The sequence below is a fragment of the Nitrobacter hamburgensis X14 genome (assembly GCF_000013885.1).
Lineage (GTDB): Bacteria > Pseudomonadota > Alphaproteobacteria > Rhizobiales > Xanthobacteraceae > Nitrobacter > Nitrobacter hamburgensis.
This window is the reverse complement of the sequence record NC_007964.1, coordinates 3291229-3312212: the sequence shown is the minus strand read 5'-3', so window position 1 is coordinate 3312212 and position 20984 is coordinate 3291229. Positions and strand designations below refer to the sequence as shown.

Genomic DNA, 20984 nt, shown 5'->3' with positions numbered 1-20984 from the left:
CGGCCTAATTGGCGCGGTCCTTAACCGCTGGCCACGATGAGATCCGCGATACCGATCGCCTAATCAAATTCACGCGCTCGAAGGCGCAGTGCGTCAGACGGTCTGGTCGGCATCGAGGTATCGTCCCTCAGGTTCATCATGCTTTGGCACCTTGCCGCTTGATCCCAGCGCGAGACGCCGGAATTCCTTTTGTTCTATGCCCTCGTCATGATCGCGGGTGCTTGGTACGTGCCGCCTTTGACGAGAAGCGCCCAAATCGTGCGGGCGATCTTGTTGGCCAGCGCGACGGCTACGACCTTATATGGTCGCCGTGCCATCAGCGAGATGATCCACGAGGGCAGCTTTACGCCTCTGCGAGCTTGCTTCAGGATCGATGTCGCGCCAACGATCAGCAGCGTGCGCAACTGTTTATTTCCCTGTTTTGATATTCGGCCAAGCCGCTCCTTGCCGCCGCTGGAGTTAGCTCGCGGAGTAATTCCGATCCAGGCAGCAAGATCGCGGCCCGTTTTGAATACCGTGGGATCCTGAATTGTGGCTCGGACTGTCGCGGCGATGATCGGTCCGACGCCTGGGATGCTGGTCAGTCGCCAGGCGGTCTCATCTGCCTTCACTGTCGCGATGATCTTCGTATCGAGTTTCTCGATACGTGCCGTCAGCATCTCGATTTGCTCGGCCATCTCGAGGAGCGCTGCCCGAGCCGCGACTGGGAGACGCGTGTCCTCTGCGTCCCGCAGGACCAGGATGAGCTTCGCGATACTGGTCATGCCCGCGGCGGCGATGATGCCGAGCTCAGCCATATGAGCACGCATTGCATTCGCCGTCTGGCTCCGCTGACGGACGAATAGTTCACGGGTCCTCAGCACCATGCAGGCTGCCTGTTCGGCGGGGGTCTTGATGGGCACGAAGCGCATGGTGGGCCGCGATACTGCTTCGCAAATCGCCTCGGCATCAGCAGCGTCGGTCTTGCTTCGCTTGACGTAGGCCTTCACGTAGGTCGGCGGCATCATCCTGACCGTATGCCCGAGTTGCCCAATGGCATTCGCCCAGTAGTGCGAGCTTGCACACGCCTCGATCCCGACAAGGCACGGGTCGATAGCGCGGAAGAAGTCCAGCACCTGCGATCGCCGCAAGGCTCGGCGGACGACGATACTCCCGTCGTCGGCAATGCCGTGGACCTGAAATACCGACTTGGCCAAGTCTAAGCCGATCGTGATAATCTTCTCCATGGGAACGGTTCCTTTTGTTTCGTGGCGGTTCGCATCACCACGATAAGCACCTTCGGTGCCGCTTCGAAGGGCCGTTCCACACCATCAACTTCGATGACGGCTTACCGCAACTAGGTCGCGCCTATCAGCCGGGCTTGCAGGAGGTCGATCTTCGCTCGCCCATACATCTGGCGCTTTACGAGCTTTAGTTTCGTGATCTGCCCTTCTGTCTGGCCATTGGACCAAGGTTCGGTGATGGCGGCACGGACGGCAGCCTTGTCCCTGATGATGCCACTCGCAAAGGAACCGATCAGGCTCAAGCTGGCGGTGGCGATCCATGGATCGAGATCAGCGACGAGCTTCTTGCGCACCATGGTCTGGAAGCTTTCGACGAGCATGCGGGCTTCGACGAGTGTGGGAACGCGCGCCTCGATGGCGGCGATGGTGACCGTATCTGCTTTGCTGAGATTGTCGCGCGCAGCGGTCATCAATCGTGAGATTGTTCTCGCGGATGGCACTTTTTGCAGTTGTTGATTGGTCGTCTTCTCGGCCCGTCGTCGCCGTGTCGTCCACTCACTGACTACACGCAAGGAGCCTTGGAATCCTTGCTCTTGCAAACGACGCCAGAACTCTGCGTGAACCGTACCGGGTTTGCCGGAGGCCGTTTGGTGTAAATTACGCCGCCATGCAGCGACCGGGAAAGTATGCGCCTCAAATGGGGCGCCAGTGAACCAGTGAATTAGCGTTTTTTAAATTGTTTTGCTGAGTTAAGTATACGGCGATTTGTCTGGGGATTACCCGGCAATTGCCATGTCGCCGGTGCCACCCATCGGCCATCCTTCTTGCTGGGACGAGGACAACAATCGCCGTTGGCATCAAGCATGGATATCGCTCTTATTTTGCTGACTGCCAGCGCGTTGATCGGCGCAACCGCAGGCTTGCGTTTTAAAGTCTTCATCCTTGCGCCCATCGCATTATTGATTGCTCTCGTCTCGGCCGCCGTTCTCCGTATGCGCGGTTTCGGATCCGGGGGTGGCATTGTCATCGTAGTCGCGTGCCTGGTCCTGAACCAGGCTGCCTACATCCTTGTTCAAATTTTTGGCCTTAGTTCCCGCGTTTCTGATCTATCATTGGACGATGTAACCGACGGCGAACCAAGCCCCGGCCGCGAGCAGGCTGTCGATGACGATCACGGCGATCAGGAGCCACCCCGATCCCGGCCTCATTTTCCGCCAGAGAATTAGCGCCTTCGGGCGGCATATTCCCCGGTACCTACTGTACCATTTTCGCTCGAGGGACAGACATGTTGCGTCTTGGTGAGACAATGCTTGGGTCATAACAAGGCACTTTGCGTTGTGATTTCACTGAACGTTCTGTCCAGAGCAAAGCGAGTGCCACATTTGTTCGTGACGGAAGCAGGTGAGGACGCTGACGATCGATATCTTCTCGCGGGGTCATCAGCGAATTCTCATGAAACCCACAAGCTGCGCGCTATAACTTGGATGTGACATCTCTCGCTAGAAAAAACCTGCTCAGCTAGGCCCAAGCAGGGCTTGTGGCGCTCCTGGACAAAATCGTTGGCCGACCGTGCGAATTCGTTCAATGCGATAATGCTGCGATTCTGCCAAATATAGGACAATCCCGCCATTAGCCGTTCGGATGATATGGGCAGAGGGCGGCGCCACGTGGCGAACCCGCTCGGGTTTCTAGGCCCAGCGAGTGCGACGAAGTTGCGTTCGTCGTCGGGCGACGTGCGCTCTGACACACCCCGCATCAATCCTTTTGGAGGGCGTCGTATGCGTGAGCAAAGAATACGGCGGTGCTGACGAACAGCAGTGCGGCGGTCGTGGCTTCCATCATGACGCTTCCCCTTTTGGTTTTCGGGGACGGTAGCCCAATGTTTCAACTGGATTTCGCGGGCCAGGCAAAGTGGTTTCATCGGAAAATTCCTGCGACACGACGGCCGTATCCTCTATTGCGGGAATACAGGTTTCCCATTGATTTTCTGTTCGGTCCGTGAGCCAAGACGTTTTTCTATACGACGAACCGCCGCCGTCTTTTGGACCTGCGCCGAACCCTTCACGGCGAGTTCGCGCCTCATCCCCTCATCCCTCGGATAGTCGCCATTTCAAGGGAGAGTTTGTGATGTTGGGTGGCGATTTGGGCGAGTGAAAGAGCGAGAAGAGCCCTTCTGGCCTGGTCAATCGACATGACGGAACTCAATAAATATACACGTCACCGATATGTCAGCTCAAGAAGGTTCATGCCGCAAGAACAAACCCGCCGACGCGGGGTGTACTGTTCCACTTACCAGATGGGCGGGGCCGCAGGACTCCCATCCGGTAAGTTAATGCGTGGGGAGGGGAGGGTTCCCCGGGGCAAACAAAACCCGCCGGTCCGGGGCGCCCGTCACCGACGGGTCTTGGGGGGGGCCGGTCATCGATATGTCTGCGGCAGGACGAAAAGGTTAATGTCGTATAAATAAAAAAAACCGCCGCGGGGATCAGTCGGCAGCGGGTTTTGTACGCAATACTGGCCCTCTCGGGTTGGAACCAAGTTCCCACGATCAGGTGAATGAGGGGGTGAAGACGTTGCTAAGATTGCCTGTCCGTCCAGCCAGTCCTGTTCTTCCGCTAGATCCAGCCACGCCGTCGGCATCCTCATATACCGTTTTCGAGAAGGCTCGTCCTTAGCCTCTCGTGGCGAGCTGGGGCGTTCTCACGATACGTTTCTGATTTTATTTTCATCGCCTCTCTACTTCCTCGCCATCCGCCCGGGGTTTTCCATTCCCGCGCGGCTTCGTAAACGCATTGCACGGCGGGATCGGCGCCCTGTTGCATTTCGATCATCATCAGGGCGTTTTCATAAATCTCATTGGCGTCTTGTGGAGATAGGACACCGCGATTGACCAGCGCCGGGATCAGCGCCGCAAGCACCCGATGCTGAAACCAATTCGGACGCTGCGACGGATTCGAGAGGATCTAGGTCTGGCATCTGGTGGACTTTCCAATTGGCAGTGTTAGCGCGGACACCTGGCCGCGCGCAGATTCCAATCACGTCTCGTGTCGTGCGGGCCTAAGCCAGGGCGCTGGGCCGCGGCGGGAATGCTGTCTTGGGGTGTTCATGGCGCACTACAGCCAAGCGAGGTCGGGTGTCGGGGTCGCTTGATGCCGCCTCGAAGATTCGTTCCTGCATATCCCGTGGTAGGTCCGGCCAAAGCCGAAACACTGCCCGGCCAAGCAATTTTTCGAGATCGTTCATTATGCCGCTCCATTGCGCTGGCGCCGGCTGGCGGGGGTTGACGGCCGGCCGCGCCACCCACCGGGATGGGCAATTTCTTTTCACGGTCGCCTCTCGACGGGCGTCAAATGAAAACCCCGCCTGCAACCGAAGTCGCTGACGGGGTCTTGCATGCTTTCACCTCCGAAGAGACTAGGCACTTATCGTTCCAACGCGCGCTCATCAAAGCCGTTCCTGGAACCGAGCATTTTATTTTCGGTTCCTTGGCATGGGCACGAAATAGCTCGTTGTTGCCTGGGCGCCGGCCCAAAGGATTCGGGGAGTGCGCCCTAACGGAGACCCGTGCTCTTACCTCCCATGTTGCCGAAGCCGTGATGTTGCATTTATGGGTAGGCCGAATAAGCCTTCGGCAAGTTCGGCCTGAATTGCCATCGTTGGAATAAGATCGGGCTGAAGACGAAGCGGTAGCGTTCCTGCCGCATCGGGCGGAGTCAGCCACGCGGGCTATTGGTAAACCCGGGTGGATCTTCAGCGTCCCTTGCCAGTTTTCACATCACGCAAACCGGCATGGCTCAATTTTGGGCAAACCCCGAATTAATCGTTACAGAAGTGGGGAAGTAACGGGGGCGTTCGAGGAATCGGGCGTACCCGTGACGGCGTCACACGTGACGCTTTTGGCTATCGCAGTGTGCTGGAGGTTCAATGTAGCGTGCGATAGCGGGAAGCTAACTTCGCGCGCCGCCTGTTTCCGGCCTGTATTTTCAGGCGCGGCGATCCAGCTTTTCAGCATCGACAACCGAGAGCGTGGATCACCCTATTGGCCCTCAGACCGGCGGCTATGGCCGTTACACGCTGCTCACTGTTGTTGGGGATATTGGTCGGAGACCGCATTCCGAAAGCTCCTGCATGGCCTGCTGATCGCCGTGGAGAACAGCGCGATCCGTGAGCAATTTGCGCCACACCGATGACAGTCCCGCGCCTTACCGTGATGCTCTTTTCGCTTCCAGCCTGGATCTTTTTCGAGGAATCGATACCAGCAGCGTCGGCGCGCCGTCTCGGGGCATTCCTTATCACTGACACGATGGGGCGTGTCCCCGATATCGGATTCGGATCCTGCGATCGGCGTTTTCCGAGCCAGGATACAATGCCGGCGGGTGGGTTCGGCAATTTGATTGCCTTGCCGCTTCAGGGACTCGCGCGAACCTCTGGTAACAGCATGTTCATCGACGAATCTTGTTCGCCATATCTGGATCAATGGACCTTTCTGAAGCGCGCAACGATCTGATATTCGATGATGTCTTGTGTGCTTTGGAGGAGGGCCGCTCACCCGTCGTGATAACTGAGCGCACCGCCCATTTGGAGACCATCGCAAAGCGTCTTGAGCATTTCGCCAGGCATGTGGTCGTATTGCGCGGTGGGCAACGCGAGAAGCCGCGCCGCGACATCGCCGCGCCGCTCTCAGCAATTCCCCACGCAGAGGAACGTGTCATCCATGGGTTTCCAGGATTCGGAGGTCAGGCGGATGCGCTGCGCGACATCGTGCGCGACTATGCGCTTGAAACACTGGCCGACGAGGCCGCGGTTCTCGACGCGGTGCCTGCGAGTTTCGAAATCAACTCCCGCGACCATCCTTACCGCGTCAACAACTTCTCTGGCGGAATATCCCCGTCCATAGCCACAATTGAGCGTTCGGGACTCACCACCGCTCCGCAGATAATCGAGCGCTGCGAGATGCGCACGAGCCAAATCGGAAACATGCACGTAATCTCGCACGCATGTACCGTCGGGTGTCAATGTGGTTGGCCCAATTGCCGAGCCGCTGCATCAAACTTCGGTGAGTTGTCATGACGACCCAATTCGCTTTATCGCCGAGATCACCGCGACGGAGCTTGAAAGCGGCTCGTTTGCATCGGCGATTGGGAGATGGGGAATACCGTTTATCGGTTGTGCCAGTAGCGGATGGTTCATCCCCCAAATCGCAGCCTGCGTTCGATTCTGGGCCCGAATCTTGCGCAGAATCGCCTTGACGTGGACCTTTACGGTTGCCTCTGCGATATCGATCTTTCGCGCAATGCACTTGTTGGAATTGCCACTGATCAGACACCGCAGAATTGCCAGCTCTCTTGGAGAAAGCTGCGGCGCGGTCGCATCCTCTCGGGCGACGAGGATCGCGTCTTCGCCGGAGACCGCGGCTTTTCGTCGAGGCTCGCTCTTGGTATCGGGAGATGATGCCAGGAATGCCGGCGGGAAAACCGTCTCACCCATCATCACCAACTCGATGGATTTGACGAACGCATCGCAGGACATCGTGCTTACAAGATAACCGGCGGCGCCGACCTGAAATACTAAATCCGGCTCGGTTGACTTATAGTGATCCGCCACAACTACAATGCGCCCGCTCGGATATTGATTTCTCACAAGGTTGATCTGTTCAACGGCGAGATCAAAGTCATCGCTGGTATGGACAATCAGAAACAACAGTTGCGGCCCTCGAAATCCACCTGTCAATTCATCAGGAGATGATACCGATGCCCGGACACGAAAGTTCTCCGCACGCAAAATTCGGGCAATGCCCTCTCTAATTAAAATACCCTTTCCTATGAGAATGGTTTCAAAGGTTTGATGCCTCCTCATTTGACCCTCCTAGTCGGTACGCAACTGGAGCTTCGAAATACGGTTTGAGCACTCTCTGAAGCTACCCTAGGAAATGGGTTAACCGACGACCAAGAGGCGCTTCTCTATCTCAAATCCGCAATTCTGTTCTCCTAAAGTCTGTCGGGCCTTCTGGCCGAAAGTTCAAACTTTATATGAAAACCGGTCTTAAGTTCCCAGAGCGGAACTTGAAGACTAATTGCTGTACAGATGATGGATGCGGGGGCTCGTCGGAAAATGGGGCAATATGCCGTTGAGGAAAACTCATTTGGAAATTCTCACTAAACTCCAACACGAACTACGGAAATGGCCATCATCTCGCTCGGCAATTCGCGCAGCGGGGCGGCTCGAAGCCGTAATCACCACGCCTTCGCAAGTGCAACACTAGACGAAGCAAAGCATTGGCGGCTCTCAAAATAAGTTGAATCAATTTCGGCGGAACTTTTGCCAATCCGCCGCTGCCACCATCATGACTTCCCACAGAAGCTTTCATCCGCCCGATGGATCGGGGGTCGATGATGAATCGATCCGGCTTTGAAATCCATATTTTGCAGATGAACTCGTATGGCGTGAGGTCTTTGAGCGTCTTGAGGCGGCGGCCGAAGGGGTATGCGTCGATGAAGTCCTGGAGATGCCGGCGCAACGGGCGCAACTGACTTTGGCTGTCGTAGTGGAAGCGCTTGACGGTTGCGTCCTTGATGGTCCGGTTAACCGGCACCGGACCCCTGAGAGCCTGTTTGAAAATTGGGCTAGGCGGGGATTCCGGTATCGCAGCGAATATGATTCACACTTGGGATGTGGACACGCAAGCAGCGAGGCCGAATGGCCAGGATCGCCCGGAAGACCAAGCGCTACCCATCTGACCTGACGGACGAGGAATGGGAACGGATCGCGCCGCTGATGCCGAAACCCGGACGCCGAGGCCGGCCCCGTGAAGTCGAATTTCGCGAAGTGATCAACGCGGTGCGCTATCTCGTGCGCTCGGGCTGCGGCTGGCGGATGCTGCCAGTGCATTTCGGTCACTGGCGGACGGTTTATGGCTGGTTCCGCGAGTTGGCGCGGCGTTTCCTGTTCCAGACGATCCATGACGTCGAACTGATGCTCGATCGGGAACGGCAGGGGCGCGAAGCAAGCCCGTCAGCTGCGGTGATCGACAGCCAGTCGATCAAAGCCCCGCATAGCGAGACGCGCGGCTATGACGCCGGCAAGAAAATCGTCGGTCGAAAGCGCCACATCGCGGTCGACCCGGACGGGCGATTGCTGATGATCAATCTGACGAGCGGCGACATCTCCGACAGCGCAGGCGCGCAAGCGATCCTCGATGCGATCCGCAAACGCTGGCCGTGGGTGAAACATCTGTTCGCCGACGCCGCCTACGACCGGTTGAAACTGATGGACAAAGCCGTCTATCTGCAGTTCGTACTCGAAATCATCCGACGCCGCGACGGGCAGAAGGGCTTCGAAGTCCTGCCGCGCCGCTGGGTGGTCGAACGAACTTTCGGCTGGATGATCCGCTGGCGCAGGCTCGTGCGTGATTACGAGCGCCGCATCGATGTCTCAACCGCCATGATCCATGTCGCCATGGCCGGTGTCCCCATCCGCAGAAACGCTCATCCCTGATTTTCCAAACAGGCTCTTAGAAGTCGTGGAGACGGGCCGGCGGCGGCGCTGGTCTGACGAAGAGAAGCTTCGGATCGTATTGGAGAGTTTGGAGACGCCGCGTGCGATCTCGTCGACGGCGAGGCGCCATGGCATTTCGCGCTCATTGCTGATGACGCGGCGGCGCGTCTTTCGCCACGAGCCCACGGTCCCTGACGTACAGCAGACTGGCTTCGCGCGGGCGATGGTTGCTACCGCTGAGACGGTGGCTGCGGAACCCGGCGCGCCCGCGAGCGGTCGCATGGTGATCGAGATCGGGAAGGAACGTCGCGTCATCGTCGATGCCGGCGTTGACGCGGCCGCCCTGGAACGGGTGCTGCGGATTTATCGTCAATGATTCCGGTCGCAGCGAGTGCTCGGATCTGGATTGCTACCGGCCATACTGACATGAGGAAAGGCATGAATGGTCTGGCGTTGCTGGTGCAGGAAGGCCTTGGCCGTGATCCGTTCGCGGGTGACGTCTTCGTGTTCCGCGGTCGAGCAGGTTCTTTGATCAAAGCCTTATGGCATGACGGGATCGGACTATCGCTGTACGCCAAGCGTCTGGACCGCGGTCGCTTCGTGTGGCCGGTGACGGTGGATGGCGTGGTGGCGCTGAGTGCTGCACAGATGAGTTATCTGCTGGAAGCGATCGACTGGCGCAATCCGCAACATACCTGGCGACCGCAGAGCGCTGGATAGGCATAAAAATGTTCTGAGCAGCGGAAAAAAGTCGCCGCAAATCGTTGATTTTGTGATTCCATCAGCGTCATGAAAGCTGGTGTTGAAGCCCTGCCGGACGACGTCGAAGCGCTGAAAGCGGCCTTGATTGTCGCGCTTGCGGAGGCGGCCGCGGCGCGCGTTCAACGCCGATGATCAGGCGCTGATCGCACGCCTGAAGCTGCAGATCGAGAAGCTGAACCGTGATCGCTATGGCCCGCGCTCGGAGCGCACCGCGCGGCTGCTGGATCAACTTGAGCTGACGCTTGAGGAATTCGCAGCCTCAGCGAGCGAGGACGAACTCGCCGCTGAAATGGCCGCGGCCAAAACCGCGAGCTCAACGACCACCGTGGCGTCGTTCACGCGCAAGCGGCCGTCGCGCAAACCGTTCCCGGCGCATCTGCCGCGCGAACGTTTAATTGTGCCAGGACCCATTACCTGCAGCTGTTGTGGCGGATCGCGGTTGTCCAAGTTTGGCGAGGATGTCACCGAAACACTGGAGGTGATCCCAAAATCCTGGAAGGTAATCCAGCACGTCCGGGAGAAGTTCAGTTGCCGGGATTGCGAGAAGATCAGTCAGGCGCCGGCGCCGTTCCACGTGATCGCCAGGGGCTGGGCCGGACCCAGCTTGCTGGCGATGGTGCTGTTCGAGAAGTTTGGCCAGCATCAGCCGCTCAACCGGCAGGCCGAGCGCTATGCCAAGGAGGGAGTGCCGATCAGCCTGTCGACCCTGGCCGACCAGGTCGGCGGTTGCACGGCAGCGCTGATGCCGTTGTTCAAGCGTCTCGAGGCTCATGTGCTGAGCGCCGAGCGATTGCATGGCGACGACACCACGGTGCCGGTTCTGGCCAGGGGCAAGACCGACACCGGCCGGATCTGGGTTTATGTCCGCGACGACAAGCCTTTTAACGGGCCGGCGCCGCCGGGGGCGGTGTTCTATTACTCGCGCGACCGGGCCGGCAAGCATCCCCAGGCTCACCTGGCCAACTACATCGGCGTCTTCCAGGCTGACGCCTATGACGGCTATCGCAAGCTAGGGCGGCCGCGCACCTGGCCTGATCCTGGAAGCCGCCTGTTGGGTCCATGCCCGGCGCCCGTTCTTCGTGATGGCGGTTCTGGCCGAGAACGCCCGTCGCAAGGCGCAAGGCAGGAAGCCGGCCGTGATCTCGCCACTGGCGCTGGAGGCAGTCCGCCGGATCGATGAGTTGTTCGAGATCGAGCGATCGATCAACGGCCAGAGCCCCGAAAGGCGCCGGGCCGTTCGACAGGAGCTCAGCGCGCCGCTGATCGCCAATCTGGAGGCCTGGATGCGTGAGCAGCGCGCCAAGCTCTCGCGCGGCAATGACGTGGCCAAGGCTATGGACTACATGCTCAAGCGCTGGGTCGCGCTCACGCGCTTCCTCGATGATGGCCGCATCTGCCTGTCCAACAACGCCGCCGAGCGCGGCGTGCGCGGCATCGCCCTGGGGAGAAAATCCTGGTTGTTCTGCGGCTCCGATCGTGGCGGCGAGCGTGCCGCGGTGATGTACAGCAATTGCTGAAAACCATCCCGTCCGGCCCAAGGGGCCCACTCCAGCCGGCACCGGCTTCGTCAGTCTTCCTCGTCTTTATGCTGTCTTTATGTGCGGACCTGAAAATCCGTATCGCTTCCTTATGTCGTCCAGCCTATCTGCATCGGGACTCCACATGATCTGGAGGGAGTTTCCATGTTCGATCTGCTCATGCTCGTCATCGGCTTCGCCCTCTTCGCGCTGACGGTCGGCTACGCCGTCGCCTGCGACCGGCTTTGAAGAGGCAAACATGACGATCGACTATGTGATGGCCGCGCTCGTGACCGCGGGGCTGCTCATCTATCTCGTCTACGCGCTGCTGCGCCCCGAACGGTTTTAGGAGGCGCGCCATGACGGTGCTCGGCTGGGCGCAGATCCTGCTGTTCTGCGCGATCGTTGCCGCTCTCGCTCCGCTCTTCGGTGGCTACATGACGCGCGTCTTCAACGGAGAACGCACGTTCCTGTCGCCGATCCTGCGGCCGGTGGAGGCGATGCTGTACCGGGTAGCCGGCGTCGACGAGACGCGGGAGCAGTACTGGCTGACCTACGTCGTCTCCATGCTGCTGTTTCACGCCGCGGGCTTTCTCGTTCTTTACGGCCTGATGCGGCTGCAGGCGTTGCTGCCGCTCAACCCGGCCGGTCAGTCAGCCGTCGCGCCCGACCTCTCGCTCAATACCGCCGTCAGCTTCATCACCAATACGAACTGGCAGAATTACGGCGGCGAAAGTACGATGTCGTATCTCGTGCAGATGCTGGGCCTCACCCACCAGAATTTCCTGTCGGCGGCAACCGGCATCGTGTTGGCCGTCGCGCTGATTCGCGGCTTCGCGCGTACCTCCGTGCGAACCGTCGGTAATTTCTGGATCGATATCACCAGATGCACGCTCTACGTTCTCCTGCCGATCTGCATTCCGCTCACGCTGTTTCTCGTCTGGCAGGGCATTCCGCAGACGCTTGGCGCTTACGTCGACGCGACGACCCTCGAAGGCGCCAGACAGACCATCGCGGTCGGGCCGGTGGCGTCGCAGGTCGCGATCAAGATGCTCGGCACCAATGGCGGAGGCTTCTTCAACGCCAATGCCGCGCACCCGTTCGAGAATCCGACGGCGCTGTCCAATTACGTTCAGATGATCGCCATTTTCGTGCTCGGCGCGGCCATGACCAATGTGTTCGGCCGCATGGTGGGAAACCAGCGTCAGGGTTGGGCGATCCTGGCCGCCATGGGCGTGTTGTTCATTGCCGGCGTTGCGGTCTGCTACTGGGCTGAAGCCAATGGCACGACGCTGCTGGACGGGCTCGGCCTCGCGGGCGGCAACATGGAGGGCAAGGAGGTCCGCTTCGGCATCGTTGGCTCCGCGCTGTTCGCGGTCGTCACCACGGCGGCCTCATGCGGCGCGGTCAACGCCATGCACGACTCTTTCACCGCGCTCGGCGGCATGATCCCGCTGATCAACATGCAGCTCGGCGAGATTGTGGTCGGTGGTGTCGGCGCAGGCCTCTATGGAATGCTGTTGTTCGTCATCGTCACGATGTTCATCGCCGGCCTGATGGTCGGGCGCACCCCGGAATACGTCGGCAAGAAGATCGAGGCGCGCGAGGTCAAGATGGCGATGCTCGCCATTCTGGTCCTGCCGCTGATGATGCTGGGCTGGACCGCTGTCGCGGTGATCTATCCGCCTGCCGCCGCGTCGATGGGCAATGCCGGGCCGCACGGGTTCAGCGAGGCGCTGTACGCCTTCACCTCGCAGACCGCGAACAACGGTTCACCCTTTGCCGGGCTGTCCGGAAACACGCTGTTTTACAATCTCGCCGGCGCGGTCGCGATGTTCGTCGGCCGGTTCTGGATGATCGTGCCGGCCATGGCGGTCGCCGGATCGCTTGCGGCCAAGAAAACCGTCGCCGTGTCGAGCGGGACGTTTCCGACCACGGGTGGGTTGTTCGTCGGGCTTCTGGTCGGCGTCATCCTCATCGTCGGTGGCCTGACCTTCTTCCCGGCGCTCGCGCTCGGCCCGATTGTCGAGCATCTCGCGATGCAGTCCGGCAGCCTGTTCTAGACATATCAGGGTGCGCTTATGGACGCTCTCAAATTGCGCAAACGGATGCCGGCGATCGCTCTGTTCGATCCTGCGATCGTATTTCCCGCGATCGGACAGGCCTTCGTGAAGCTCGATCCGCGTACGCTCGTCAAAAACCCCGTGATGTTCGTGCTGGAGGTGGTGACGATTCTCACCAGCATCCTGTTGATGCGCGACATTCTGATTGGGCAGCCGATCGCGTTCGAATTGCAGATCGTGATCTGGCTGTGGTTCACGGTGCTGTTCGCAAATCTCGCGGAAGCGGTGGCGGAGGGCAGGGGAAAGGCACAAGCGGACGCCCTTCGCAGCACGCGGAGCGAGACCCGTGCCAGGCGCCTCCTGATGGCGGACAATCACGACCTGTTCGAGGGCGTTTCGGCGGACGAACTCGAGGCCGGCGATCTCGTCGTCTGTGAAGCCGGCGATATCATTCCGGGCGACGGCGATGTGATCGAGGGGATCGCATCGGTCAACGAGGCCGCGGTCACCGGTGAATCCGCGCCGGTGATCCGGGAATCCGGCGGCGATCGCTCAGCGGTCACGGGCGGCACCACTGTCATCTCCGACCGTATCGTGATTCGCATCACCTCGTCGCCGGGCTCGTCGTTTCTCGACCGCATGATCAAGCTGGTGGAGGGCGCCGAGCGGCAGAAGACGCCGAACGAGATCGCGCTCAACATCCTGCTGGTCGGCCTGACAATCATTTTCGTGTTCGCGACGGCGACGATTCCGAGCTACGTCGCTTATGCGGGAGGGACGATTTCCGTCGTCGTACTAGTGGCCTTGTTCGTCACGCTAATTCCGACGACGATCGGCGCGTTGCTGTCGGCGATAGGCATTGCCGGCATGGATCGTCTGGTTCGGTTCAACGTGCTGGCGATGTCAGGACGCGCCGTCGAGGCGGCGGGCGACGTCGATACCCTGCTGCTCGACAAGACCGGCACCATCACTTTCGGCAACCGGCTGGCCACGGAGATCATTCCGGCTCCGGGCATCAGCGAACAGGAGGCGGCACGGATCGCACTGCTGGCCAGCGATGCCGATGAAACCGCCGAAGGCCGCTCGATCATCACGCTGGTGCAGGACAAGTACCACATCTCGCGCGAGCCCGCGGCGGTAGGCGCGACCTTCATCCCGTTTTCGGCAGTGACGCGGTTGTCCGGTGTCGACATCGGCGGTCGCAGGCTGCGCAAGGGCGCGATCGACTCGATTCTGAAATTCACGCGCGACCAGGCCGGGCACGATATCGCCGAGCCGCCGGCCTTTCGCGCGGCGGTGGACAGGATCGCCCGGACTGGCGGAACCCCGCTGGGGCTGGCGGACGGCGACCGCATCGTCGGCGTCATTCACCTCAAGGACGTGGTGAAGCCGGATGTGAAGGCGCGCTTTGCGGCGCTGCGCCGCATGGGAATCAAGACGGTCATGATCACCGGCGACAACCCGGTCACGGCGGCCTCGATCGCATCGGAGGCCGGGGTCGACGACTTCATCGCCGAAGCCACGCCCGAAGACAAGCTGCGTTATATCCGCGGCGAACAGGCCGACGGCCGGTTGATCGCGATGTGCGGCGACGGCACCAACGACGCGCCCGCGCTGGCGCAGGCGGATGTCGGGGTCGCCATGCAGAGCGGCACCCAGGCCGCGCGCGAAGCCGGCAACATGGTGGATCTGGATTCCGATCCCAGCAAGCTGATCGAGGTCGTGGAGATCGGCAAGCAGCTCCTGATGACCCGCGGCGCGCTGACGACGTTTTCCATCGCCAACGACGTTGCCAAATACTTCGCCATCATCCCGGCGATGTTCGCGGCGTTCTATCCGCAACTCGGCGTGCTCAACATCATGCGCCTGTCGACTCCACAGAGCGCGATCTTGTCGGCAATCATCTTCAACGCGCTGATCATCGTCGCTCTGATTCCGCTGGCGCTGAAGGGCGTCAAGTATCGCCCGATCGGCGCGGCTGCGCTATTGCGGCGCAACCTCCTGATCTATGCGCTCGGCGGCGTGGTCCTTCCGTTTATCGGCATCAAGGCGATCGACCTCGCGGTCACGGCTTTGCATCTCGCGTGAGAGGCTGTCATGTTGAAAGAACTGCGCCCGGCCATCGTCATCCTCGTCGCGCTGACGATCATCACCGGCCTGATCTATCCGCTGGCCATGACCGGCGCCGCCCAGGTGCTGTTTCCCTATCAGGCACAGGGAAGTCTGATCGAGCAGGGCGGCAAGACCATCGGCTCGGCCTTGATTGGACAGTCATTCACGGCGGACAGGTATTTTCATGGCCGTCCCTCGGCGACGACTGCGCCTGATCCGAAGGACGCCTCAAAGACCGTGCCGGCTCCCTACAATGCAGTTAATTCGATGGGATCCAATCTCGGGCCCACCAGCAAGGCGCTGGCCGATCGCCTCCGGCAGGACGTCGCCACCTTGAAGGCGCAAAATCCCTCGGCGGCGGTTCCGGTCGATCTTGTGACCGCATCGGGTAGCGGCCTCGATCCCGATATCTCTCCGCAAGCGGCCCGGTTTCAGGTGCCGCGGGTCGCGAAAGCGCGAAATCTGCCGGAAGCAGAGGTCGAGACCCTGATCGACAGCCGGACCGAGGGGCGTGATCTTGGCTTCCTCGGCGAGCCGCGCGTAAATGTGCTGAAGCTGAACCTGGCGCTGGATAGAATGGCGGCGTCTGGTCAGCCAAGGTAAAGGAGCAGCATGTCCGGCGAGCCGGCCACACGAGCCTCACCCGACGCGCTGCTGGCCCTCGCCAAAAAGGAGGGACGCGGCCATCTGAAGATTTTTCTCGGCGCCGCGCCGGGCGTCGGCAAGACCTACGCGATGCTGGCGGCGGCACGCAGCGAGATTGCCGGTGGTCGCAACGTTGTCGTGGGGCTCGTGGAAACCCACGGCCGCCGCGAGACCGACCAGATGCTCGACGGCTTTGAGGTGCTCGCGCGCAAACCGATCGTCTATCGCAATCAGGTGATGCACGAGTTCGACCTCGATGCCGCGCGGGCGCGCAAACCGGGCCTGCTGCTGGTCGACGAATACGCTCACACCAACGTGCCGGGCAGCCGGCACCCCAAGCGCTGGCAGGACATCGATGAACTGTTGCGGGCAGGGATCGACGTCTGGACCACGCTGAACATTCAGCATCTCGAAAGCCTCAACGACGTCGTCCAGAAAATCAGCAAGGTGCGCGTGCGCGAGACCGTGCCCGATAAGGTCTTCGATCAAGCGGACGAGGTCGTGCTGGTCGACTTTCCGCCGGACGAATTGCTGAAGCGCCTCGCGGAAGGCAAGGTCTACGTTCAGGATACCGCCGCGCGCGCCGTCGAGAATTTCTTCAAGCCGCAAAACCTGACGGCGCTGCGCGAACTCGCCATGCGCCGCGCGGCCGAGCGGGTGGATGCATCCCTGATCGAGCGGATGCAGGCGCAGGCGATCGATGGGCCTTGGGCGGCCGGCGAACGTATTCTGGCATGTATCGGTCCCGATCCGGTGTCGCCCACCGTGGTTCGTACCGCCAAGCGGCTCGCAGACCTGATGGATGCGCCGTGGATCGCGGTGACGGTCGAGCGGCCCGGTGCCAGCCTCAATAGTGCGGCCCGTCAACGTCTCGATGAGGTGATGAAGCTGGCGGAAAGTCTGGGCGCGGAGACGCAAACCCTGACTGGTGCCGATCTCCCTGCCGAGTTACTGCGCTTTGCGAAATTCGAGAACGTCACCCAGATCGTGGTCGGCCGCTCGCGCGGTGGATTTTTCAGCGAACTGCTGCGCCGGTCGCTGCCGTACGAACTGGTCCGGCGAACACAGGACATCGCCATTCATCTGGTCACGCGCGAAAGCGATGTGTCCGAACCGGCGTCGGGCTGGTTGCTGCACAACAGGAGTCCGCTGCGTCCACTTCCGTTCGTCTACGCCACCCTGACGGTGGCTGCGGCGCTCGCCGTCAGCAAAGTATTGACCGAACTGATGCCGATCCCGAATCTGTCGATGGTGTTCATGCTATCGGTGCTGGTGAGCGCCATCAACTTCGGCGTCTGGCCCGCGATCTACGCCTCGGTGCTGTCATTCTTCATCTACAACTTCTTCTTCATTCCGCCGCTCTACAACTTCACGATTGCCGAGCCCTATGAACTGCTGGCGCTGGTCATCTTCCTGGTCGTCGCGATTGTTACCTCCGCGATGGCAGGTCGGGTGCGGGATCAGGCGCGCGTATCCGCGGGCCGGGTTCGCGCCATGCGCCGACTCTACGAATTCACACGCCGCCTGTCGGGATTGGCGACACGGGACGGCATTGCTGAAGGCGCGGCCGGGGAAATTCATGCCAGCCTGGCGCGGCCGGTCGTGGTGCTGCTGGCGGAGGGCGATGGTCTTGCCCTGACCGCAGCCTGGCCGCCGGAAGATGCGCTGGATACGGCGACCATGACGGCCGCGCGTTGGGCCTACAACCATGCGGAACCCGCGGGCGCCGACACCGGGACCTTGCCGATCATCCCGTGGTATTTCGTTCCGCTGCGAATCGGCGACAAAGCCCTCGGCGTCATCGGCGTTGCAAAGGACAAGGATACGCCGCCCCTCGATTCGGAGGCGCGTACCTTGCTCGACACGTTATCCGAGCAAACCGCCGCGGCGCTTGAAAGGGCCGCATTGGCAAGCGAGATGGTGAGCGCCAGGACAGCGACCGAAACCGAGCGCGTTCGCAATACGCTGCTGGCCTCGGTTTCGCATGATTTCCGGACGCCGCTGTCCTCCATTCTTGGCGCCGCAACCAGCTTGCTGAGCTACGGCGACAAGATCGGTGCCGCAGCCAAGACCGATCTGCTCGGGCAGATCAAGCAGGAGACCGAAGGGCTTGATGAGATGGTTCGTAACCTGCTTGCGATCACGCGCATCGATTCCGGGGCGCTCGAACTGCGCCGTGACTGGATCGACCTGCGCGAGATCGTCGAACGCGTGGCCAGCGCCGCGCGGCGGCGCAGCGCACCGCAACGTATCGATATTACGATGCCGCCCGATCTTCCGCTGGTTCGTGCCGATGCGGCGCTGGCGGAGCAGGCGATCGGCAATGTCGTGGCCAATGCAATTGTGCATACGTCGAAGGAGACGCACATCGTGATCGATGCGCAGTCCGGATTGTCAGACATAACCGTACGCGTGACCGACAACGGGCCCGGAATCGGGTCCGATATACTGCCGCACGTCTTCAACCGGTTCGTCAGGGGAAACGGTGCGGACGACGTGCATGACGGCGGGGAGGGAACGGGCCTCGGTCTTGCGATCGCAAGGGGAATTATGGAGGCTCATGGCGGATCGATTACCGTCGACAGCCCCGTGGAGGGGCAGCCCGGTGCCCGGTTCGTGATGGTCTTTCCGCGAGAGGACGGCGCAACGTGAGTACGACAAAGTCTCGTGTGCTGGTCGTCGATGACGAGGCGGCGATCCTTCGTTTCCTCAAGCCCGCGCTCGAGGCCAACGGCTACGACATGTCGAGCACCGCCACCGTCGCAGACGCCGTCAAGCGCATTGCCGCCGACGCTCCTGACATTGTGCTGCTCGATCTCGGGTTGGCCGACGGCGACGGCAAGGATGTGCTTCGCCGGGTGCGTGAATGGTCCGATGTGCCGGTGATCGTTCTCTCCGCGCGGGATCGCGAAGCCGAGAAGATCGACTCGCTCGACCTTGGCGCCGATGACTACGTCAACAAGCCTTTCAACGTCGGCGAACTGATGGCGCGGATGCGTACCGCGCTTCGGCACCGCCTGCAGCGCAACGCGGAGACGCCATCGCTGCGAGCTGGCGATCTCGAAGTGGATGTCGTGCGGCACCGCGCGATGCGCGCAGGAGTCGAATTGAAGCTGACGCCAAAGGAATTCGAGCTGCTGTCGTTCCTTGCGAAAAATGCCGGCCGGGTCTTGACCCATCGGCAAATCCTTGCAGCCGTGTGGGGGGTCGCGCACACCGCAGATACGCAGTACCTGCGCGTCTATATCGGCCAGTTGCGGCAGAAAATCGAAGACAAAGCCGATGATCCACGGATCATCCTGACCGAGCCGGGCATTGGGTATCGTATCAGTGAAAGCTAATATCCGGATGGATCTCGATTACAGTTCGCTAAAGTGGCTTCCGGCCATTGATGCAGGACGACGTTGTTGCGGTTGGCCCTCAATCACCAGTCCGCTAAAGTCCGATCCTTCCGTAAGCATTCGCCCAAGGCCGCAGGTTTAGTTTGATTTGGATTGCCTAGCAGGTTTCCGAGACCAGTGTTTGGCAAGTGCGGCGAGCTCATCGGCGATCGCTTCGACGTTGACGATGACTGGATCGAAGTTTTCTGGCATCCATTCCTTGCATTCGTCATGGCGCTCGTGCCGCGGATCGTTGATGGCTTCGAGGGTTTCGGCATAGCCAGGCGGTCCGCCAACATCTTCGGGAGGGCATCGCCCGCTGGCCTCCAGCAAGCGTGGATAGCGCTCGCCGGGTACAGGATCGACGAGACGTTCGATCTTTATGATGTGCTCCCAACCGTCACCGAAGTCATAGAGATAGCGTAGCGTCTTTGCGCCGGTGTCTTCGACAATGTCGTCGAGCCTTGCCTTTCGTGCATCGAGCGGTCCGTCAGGCCAATCAGGATCGGTGAGGCCCCAGCCGGCGCCGCCAGCGCGGATTTCGTAGAGATGGCTATTGGTCCATCCCATGGCTGCCTGCAGCACCTCATGCAGGCGGTCCAGTCGAATGTTGAATGGGACCTCGATACGACGCAGAACCAGGGGCTCGACATCGTCAAGGGTAATCTTGAGGCGGGCGATGGTGTCGGCGGTCATGCCGCCACTTTACGATGCTCCGCTTGCGCCGCCCAGTGCCACGGCAGCAGTTCTGGAAGGCGGCTTTGCGGCAGGTCGGCGATGCGGCGGAGCACGTCGGCAAGCCACGCCAGCGGATCAATGTTATTGAGCTTTGCCGTCATGATCAGCGAGGCCATGACGGCCGCACGGTCGGCCCCGCGCTCTGAGCCGGCTCGAAGAACTTGCGTCTCGCATGGCTCCAGCACAGAGCCGATGTGATCGGTCCCGGCGAGCGCGCCAGCTCGTTCGGCGGCCAGAACATGAGCCTCGATCAGAGCATGGGGCGGCTGCAGCACCGTCGTACAGGCACCTACCTGGTCGGCCAGTGTCGACACGCCTTCGTGCCGATAACGCTCGCTCTGCCGGTTTAGCGGTTGATGCTGGCCGAACTTCTCGAACAGGATCATCGCCAGAAGGTTCGGGCCGGCGAAGCCACGTGGCGTTACATGGAACGGCGCCGGCGGTGCGTGATCCTCTCGCATTCCCGACACGAGAACTTCTCCCTGATCGTCTGGATTACCCTCCATTGCCGTGGAATCACCTCCAGCGTTTCGGTGATGTCCTCGCCCAGTTTCGACAGCTTTCCCGATCCGCAGCACGGACAGCTCTCAGGCGCCGCAATCACCACCCGCTCGCGCGGCAGATGATCGGGGAATGGTTTGCGCGAGGGCCGCCTGCGCTGGAAGGCGTGTACCGTCTGTGCACCGGCGGCCGCCCGCTCTGCCGCCAGCTCATCTTCGGTCGCCGAGGCCTCGAGGTCCTCCAGTTGCAATTCCATCTGCTCCAGCAGGAGTGCCTGCTCACGTCGTCATCCAATCGTCACTTGCACCGGGGCGGGCCATACGTTTTCGCCCGCCGCCGAGCGGGGGGGGGCTTTGATGGAGGTCGAGTCCACCGAGACTGATCAATACATGCTGCTCGAGCCGGTCAGTACGTCGAAGATATCCGTCCAGATGCCTTGGCGGCTCCAGCGATTGAAGCGATTATAGATCGTCGTGTAGCCACCGCAGATATAGCCCATCCTTCTTGGAGATGCGGCCCCATGCCATTTTTCCGCCGTTGGCGTTCTAT

General features: G+C 60.7%; 15 protein-coding genes and 6 pseudogenes. 12 read left to right on the top strand and 9 right to left on the bottom strand.

The annotated features are described in order from the left end of the window. Positions 1-194: 194 nt before the first annotated feature. Positions 195-1226, bottom strand: coding sequence for an IS110 family transposase (locus NHAM_RS15405; RefSeq protein ID WP_011508717.1), 1032 nt, complete (start codon positions 1224-1226; stop codon positions 195-197). A gap of 110 nt (positions 1227-1336) precedes the next feature. Further along, positions 1337-1840 (bottom strand): annotated as a pseudogene (locus tag NHAM_RS15400) (transposase); the annotation flags it as partial. A 246-nt stretch (positions 1841-2086) separates the two neighbouring features. Between NHAM_RS15400 and NHAM_RS15395 the strand changes: the two are divergent. After that, positions 2087-2449 (top strand): hypothetical protein, encoded by a 363-nt coding sequence (locus NHAM_RS15395; RefSeq protein WP_011511420.1) that lies wholly within the window; start codon positions 2087-2089, stop codon positions 2447-2449. A gap of 1416 nt (positions 2450-3865) precedes the next feature. Here NHAM_RS15395 and NHAM_RS27645 read toward each other — a convergent pair. Next, entirely contained in the window at positions 3866-4141 is a 276-nt protein-coding gene (locus NHAM_RS27645; RefSeq protein WP_011511418.1) for a hypothetical protein, read from the bottom strand. 1268 nt (positions 4142-5409) lie between these two features. Here NHAM_RS27645 and NHAM_RS29330 point away from each other — a divergent pair. Next, positions 5410-5730, top strand: a complete 321-nt coding sequence (locus NHAM_RS29330; protein WP_430707686.1) for a TOTE conflict system archaeo-eukaryotic primase domain-containing protein — start codon at positions 5410-5412, stop codon at positions 5728-5730. Between the two features lie 201 nt (positions 5731-5931). On the opposite strand, the pseudogene NHAM_RS28315 reads toward NHAM_RS29330, so the two are convergent. The 3 genes and pseudogenes from NHAM_RS28315 to NHAM_RS29325 form a co-directional block, all read right to left on the bottom strand. Continuing rightward, positions 5932-6236 (bottom strand): annotated as a pseudogene (locus NHAM_RS28315) (NAD-dependent epimerase/dehydratase family protein); the annotation flags it as partial. Positions 6237-6287: 51 nt separating this feature from the next. Beyond that, a complete protein-coding gene (locus NHAM_RS15375; RefSeq protein WP_011511417.1) occupies positions 6288-7079 on the bottom strand; it encodes a LuxR C-terminal-related transcriptional regulator in 792 nt (263 codons plus the stop codon). A gap of 526 nt (positions 7080-7605) precedes the next feature. Continuing rightward, positions 7606-7809 (bottom strand): annotated as a pseudogene (locus NHAM_RS29325) (IS481 family transposase); the annotation flags it as partial. An 83-nt stretch (positions 7810-7892) separates the two neighbouring features. Between NHAM_RS29325 and NHAM_RS15365 the strand changes: the two are divergent. From NHAM_RS15365 to NHAM_RS15325, 10 genes and pseudogenes are all read left to right on the top strand, one after another. Then, positions 7893-8717: an IS5 family transposase gene (locus NHAM_RS15365; protein WP_157043652.1), complete on the top strand. Its 825-nt coding sequence runs from the start codon at positions 7893-7895 to the stop codon at positions 8715-8717. Next, the gene (gene tnpA, locus NHAM_RS29320; protein WP_157043651.1) at positions 8671-9093 is read left to right on the top strand and encodes an IS66-like element accessory protein TnpA; all 423 of its coding nucleotides are present in this window, start codon (positions 8671-8673) and stop codon (positions 9091-9093) included. Before NHAM_RS15365 ends, tnpA begins: the two co-directional genes overlap by 47 nt. Further along, positions 9090-9437: an IS66 family insertion sequence element accessory protein TnpB gene (tnpB, locus tag NHAM_RS15355; RefSeq protein WP_011511414.1), complete on the top strand. Its 348-nt coding sequence runs from the start codon at positions 9090-9092 to the stop codon at positions 9435-9437. The genes tnpA and tnpB overlap by 4 nt, the downstream gene beginning before the upstream one ends. 69 nt (positions 9438-9506) lie before the next feature. Beyond that, positions 9507-10987 (top strand): annotated as a pseudogene (gene tnpC, locus NHAM_RS15350) (IS66 family transposase); the annotation flags it as partial. 268 nt (positions 10988-11255) lie between these two features. Next, a complete protein-coding gene (locus NHAM_RS25080) occupies positions 11256-11345 on the top strand; it encodes a K(+)-transporting ATPase subunit F (protein WP_081435020.1) in 90 nt (29 codons plus the stop codon). 10 nt (positions 11346-11355) lie between these two features. Beyond that, a complete protein-coding gene (gene kdpA, locus NHAM_RS15345; protein ID WP_011511413.1) occupies positions 11356-13059 on the top strand; it encodes a potassium-transporting ATPase subunit KdpA in 1704 nt (567 codons plus the stop codon). Positions 13060-13077: 18 nt separating this feature from the next. After that, the gene (kdpB, locus tag NHAM_RS15340) at positions 13078-15147 is read left to right on the top strand and encodes a potassium-transporting ATPase subunit KdpB (protein ID WP_011511412.1); all 2070 of its coding nucleotides are present in this window, start codon (positions 13078-13080) and stop codon (positions 15145-15147) included. Positions 15148-15156: 9 nt separating this feature from the next. After that, positions 15157-15774 (top strand): K(+)-transporting ATPase subunit C, encoded by a 618-nt coding sequence (locus tag NHAM_RS15335; RefSeq protein WP_011511411.1) that lies wholly within the window; start codon positions 15157-15159, stop codon positions 15772-15774. A gap of 9 nt (positions 15775-15783) precedes the next feature. Further along, positions 15784-18468 (top strand): sensor histidine kinase, encoded by a 2685-nt coding sequence (locus NHAM_RS15330; RefSeq protein ID WP_011511410.1) that lies wholly within the window; start codon positions 15784-15786, stop codon positions 18466-18468. After that, on the top strand, positions 18465-19157 hold the full coding sequence (locus NHAM_RS15325) for a response regulator (protein WP_011511409.1): 693 nt from the start codon (positions 18465-18467) through the stop codon (positions 19155-19157). The genes NHAM_RS15330 and NHAM_RS15325 overlap by 4 nt, the downstream gene beginning before the upstream one ends. A 138-nt stretch (positions 19158-19295) precedes the next feature. On the opposite strand, the gene NHAM_RS15320 is transcribed toward NHAM_RS15325, so the two are convergent. The 3 genes and pseudogenes from NHAM_RS15320 to NHAM_RS15315 form a co-directional block, all read right to left on the bottom strand. Continuing rightward, positions 19296-19892 (bottom strand): plasmid pRiA4b ORF-3 family protein, encoded by a 597-nt coding sequence (locus NHAM_RS15320; RefSeq protein ID WP_011511408.1) that lies wholly within the window; start codon positions 19890-19892, stop codon positions 19296-19298. Further along, a pseudogene (locus NHAM_RS29315) lies at positions 19889-20086 on the bottom strand (transposase domain-containing protein); the annotation flags it as partial. The pseudogene NHAM_RS29315 and the gene NHAM_RS15320, both read right to left, overlap by 4 nt. A 69-nt stretch (positions 20087-20155) precedes the next feature. After that, a pseudogene (locus tag NHAM_RS15315) lies at positions 20156-20709 on the bottom strand (IS66 family transposase zinc-finger binding domain-containing protein); the annotation flags it as partial. Positions 20710-20984 lie beyond the last annotated feature (275 nt).

Coding starts and splice junctions, on each gene's coding strand:
- NHAM_RS25080 (WP_081435020.1), top strand. CDS start 11,256: ATGACGATCGACTATGTGATGGCCGCGCTCGTGACCGCGGGGCTGCTC.
- NHAM_RS15405 (WP_011508717.1), bottom strand. CDS start 1,226: ATGGAGAAGATTATCACGATCGGCTTAGACTTGGCCAAGTCGGTATTT.
- NHAM_RS15395 (WP_011511420.1), top strand. CDS start 2,087: ATGGATATCGCTCTTATTTTGCTGACTGCCAGCGCGTTGATCGGCGCA.
- NHAM_RS15365 (WP_157043652.1), top strand. CDS start 7,893: ATGTGGACACGCAAGCAGCGAGGCCGAATGGCCAGGATCGCCCGGAAG.
- NHAM_RS29330 (WP_430707686.1), top strand. CDS start 5,410: ATGACAGTCCCGCGCCTTACCGTGATGCTCTTTTCGCTTCCAGCCTGG.
- kdpB (WP_011511412.1), top strand. CDS start 13,078: ATGGACGCTCTCAAATTGCGCAAACGGATGCCGGCGATCGCTCTGTTC.
- tnpB (WP_011511414.1), top strand. CDS start 9,090: ATGATTCCGGTCGCAGCGAGTGCTCGGATCTGGATTGCTACCGGCCAT.
- kdpA (WP_011511413.1), top strand. CDS start 11,356: ATGACGGTGCTCGGCTGGGCGCAGATCCTGCTGTTCTGCGCGATCGTT.
- tnpA (WP_157043651.1), top strand. CDS start 8,671: ATGTCGCCATGGCCGGTGTCCCCATCCGCAGAAACGCTCATCCCTGAT.
- NHAM_RS15375 (WP_011511417.1), bottom strand. CDS start 7,079: ATGAGGAGGCATCAAACCTTTGAAACCATTCTCATAGGAAAGGGTATT.
- NHAM_RS15335 (WP_011511411.1), top strand. CDS start 15,157: ATGTTGAAAGAACTGCGCCCGGCCATCGTCATCCTCGTCGCGCTGACG.
- NHAM_RS15320 (WP_011511408.1), bottom strand. CDS start 19,892: ATGACCGCCGACACCATCGCCCGCCTCAAGATTACCCTTGACGATGTC.
- NHAM_RS15330 (WP_011511410.1), top strand. CDS start 15,784: ATGTCCGGCGAGCCGGCCACACGAGCCTCACCCGACGCGCTGCTGGCC.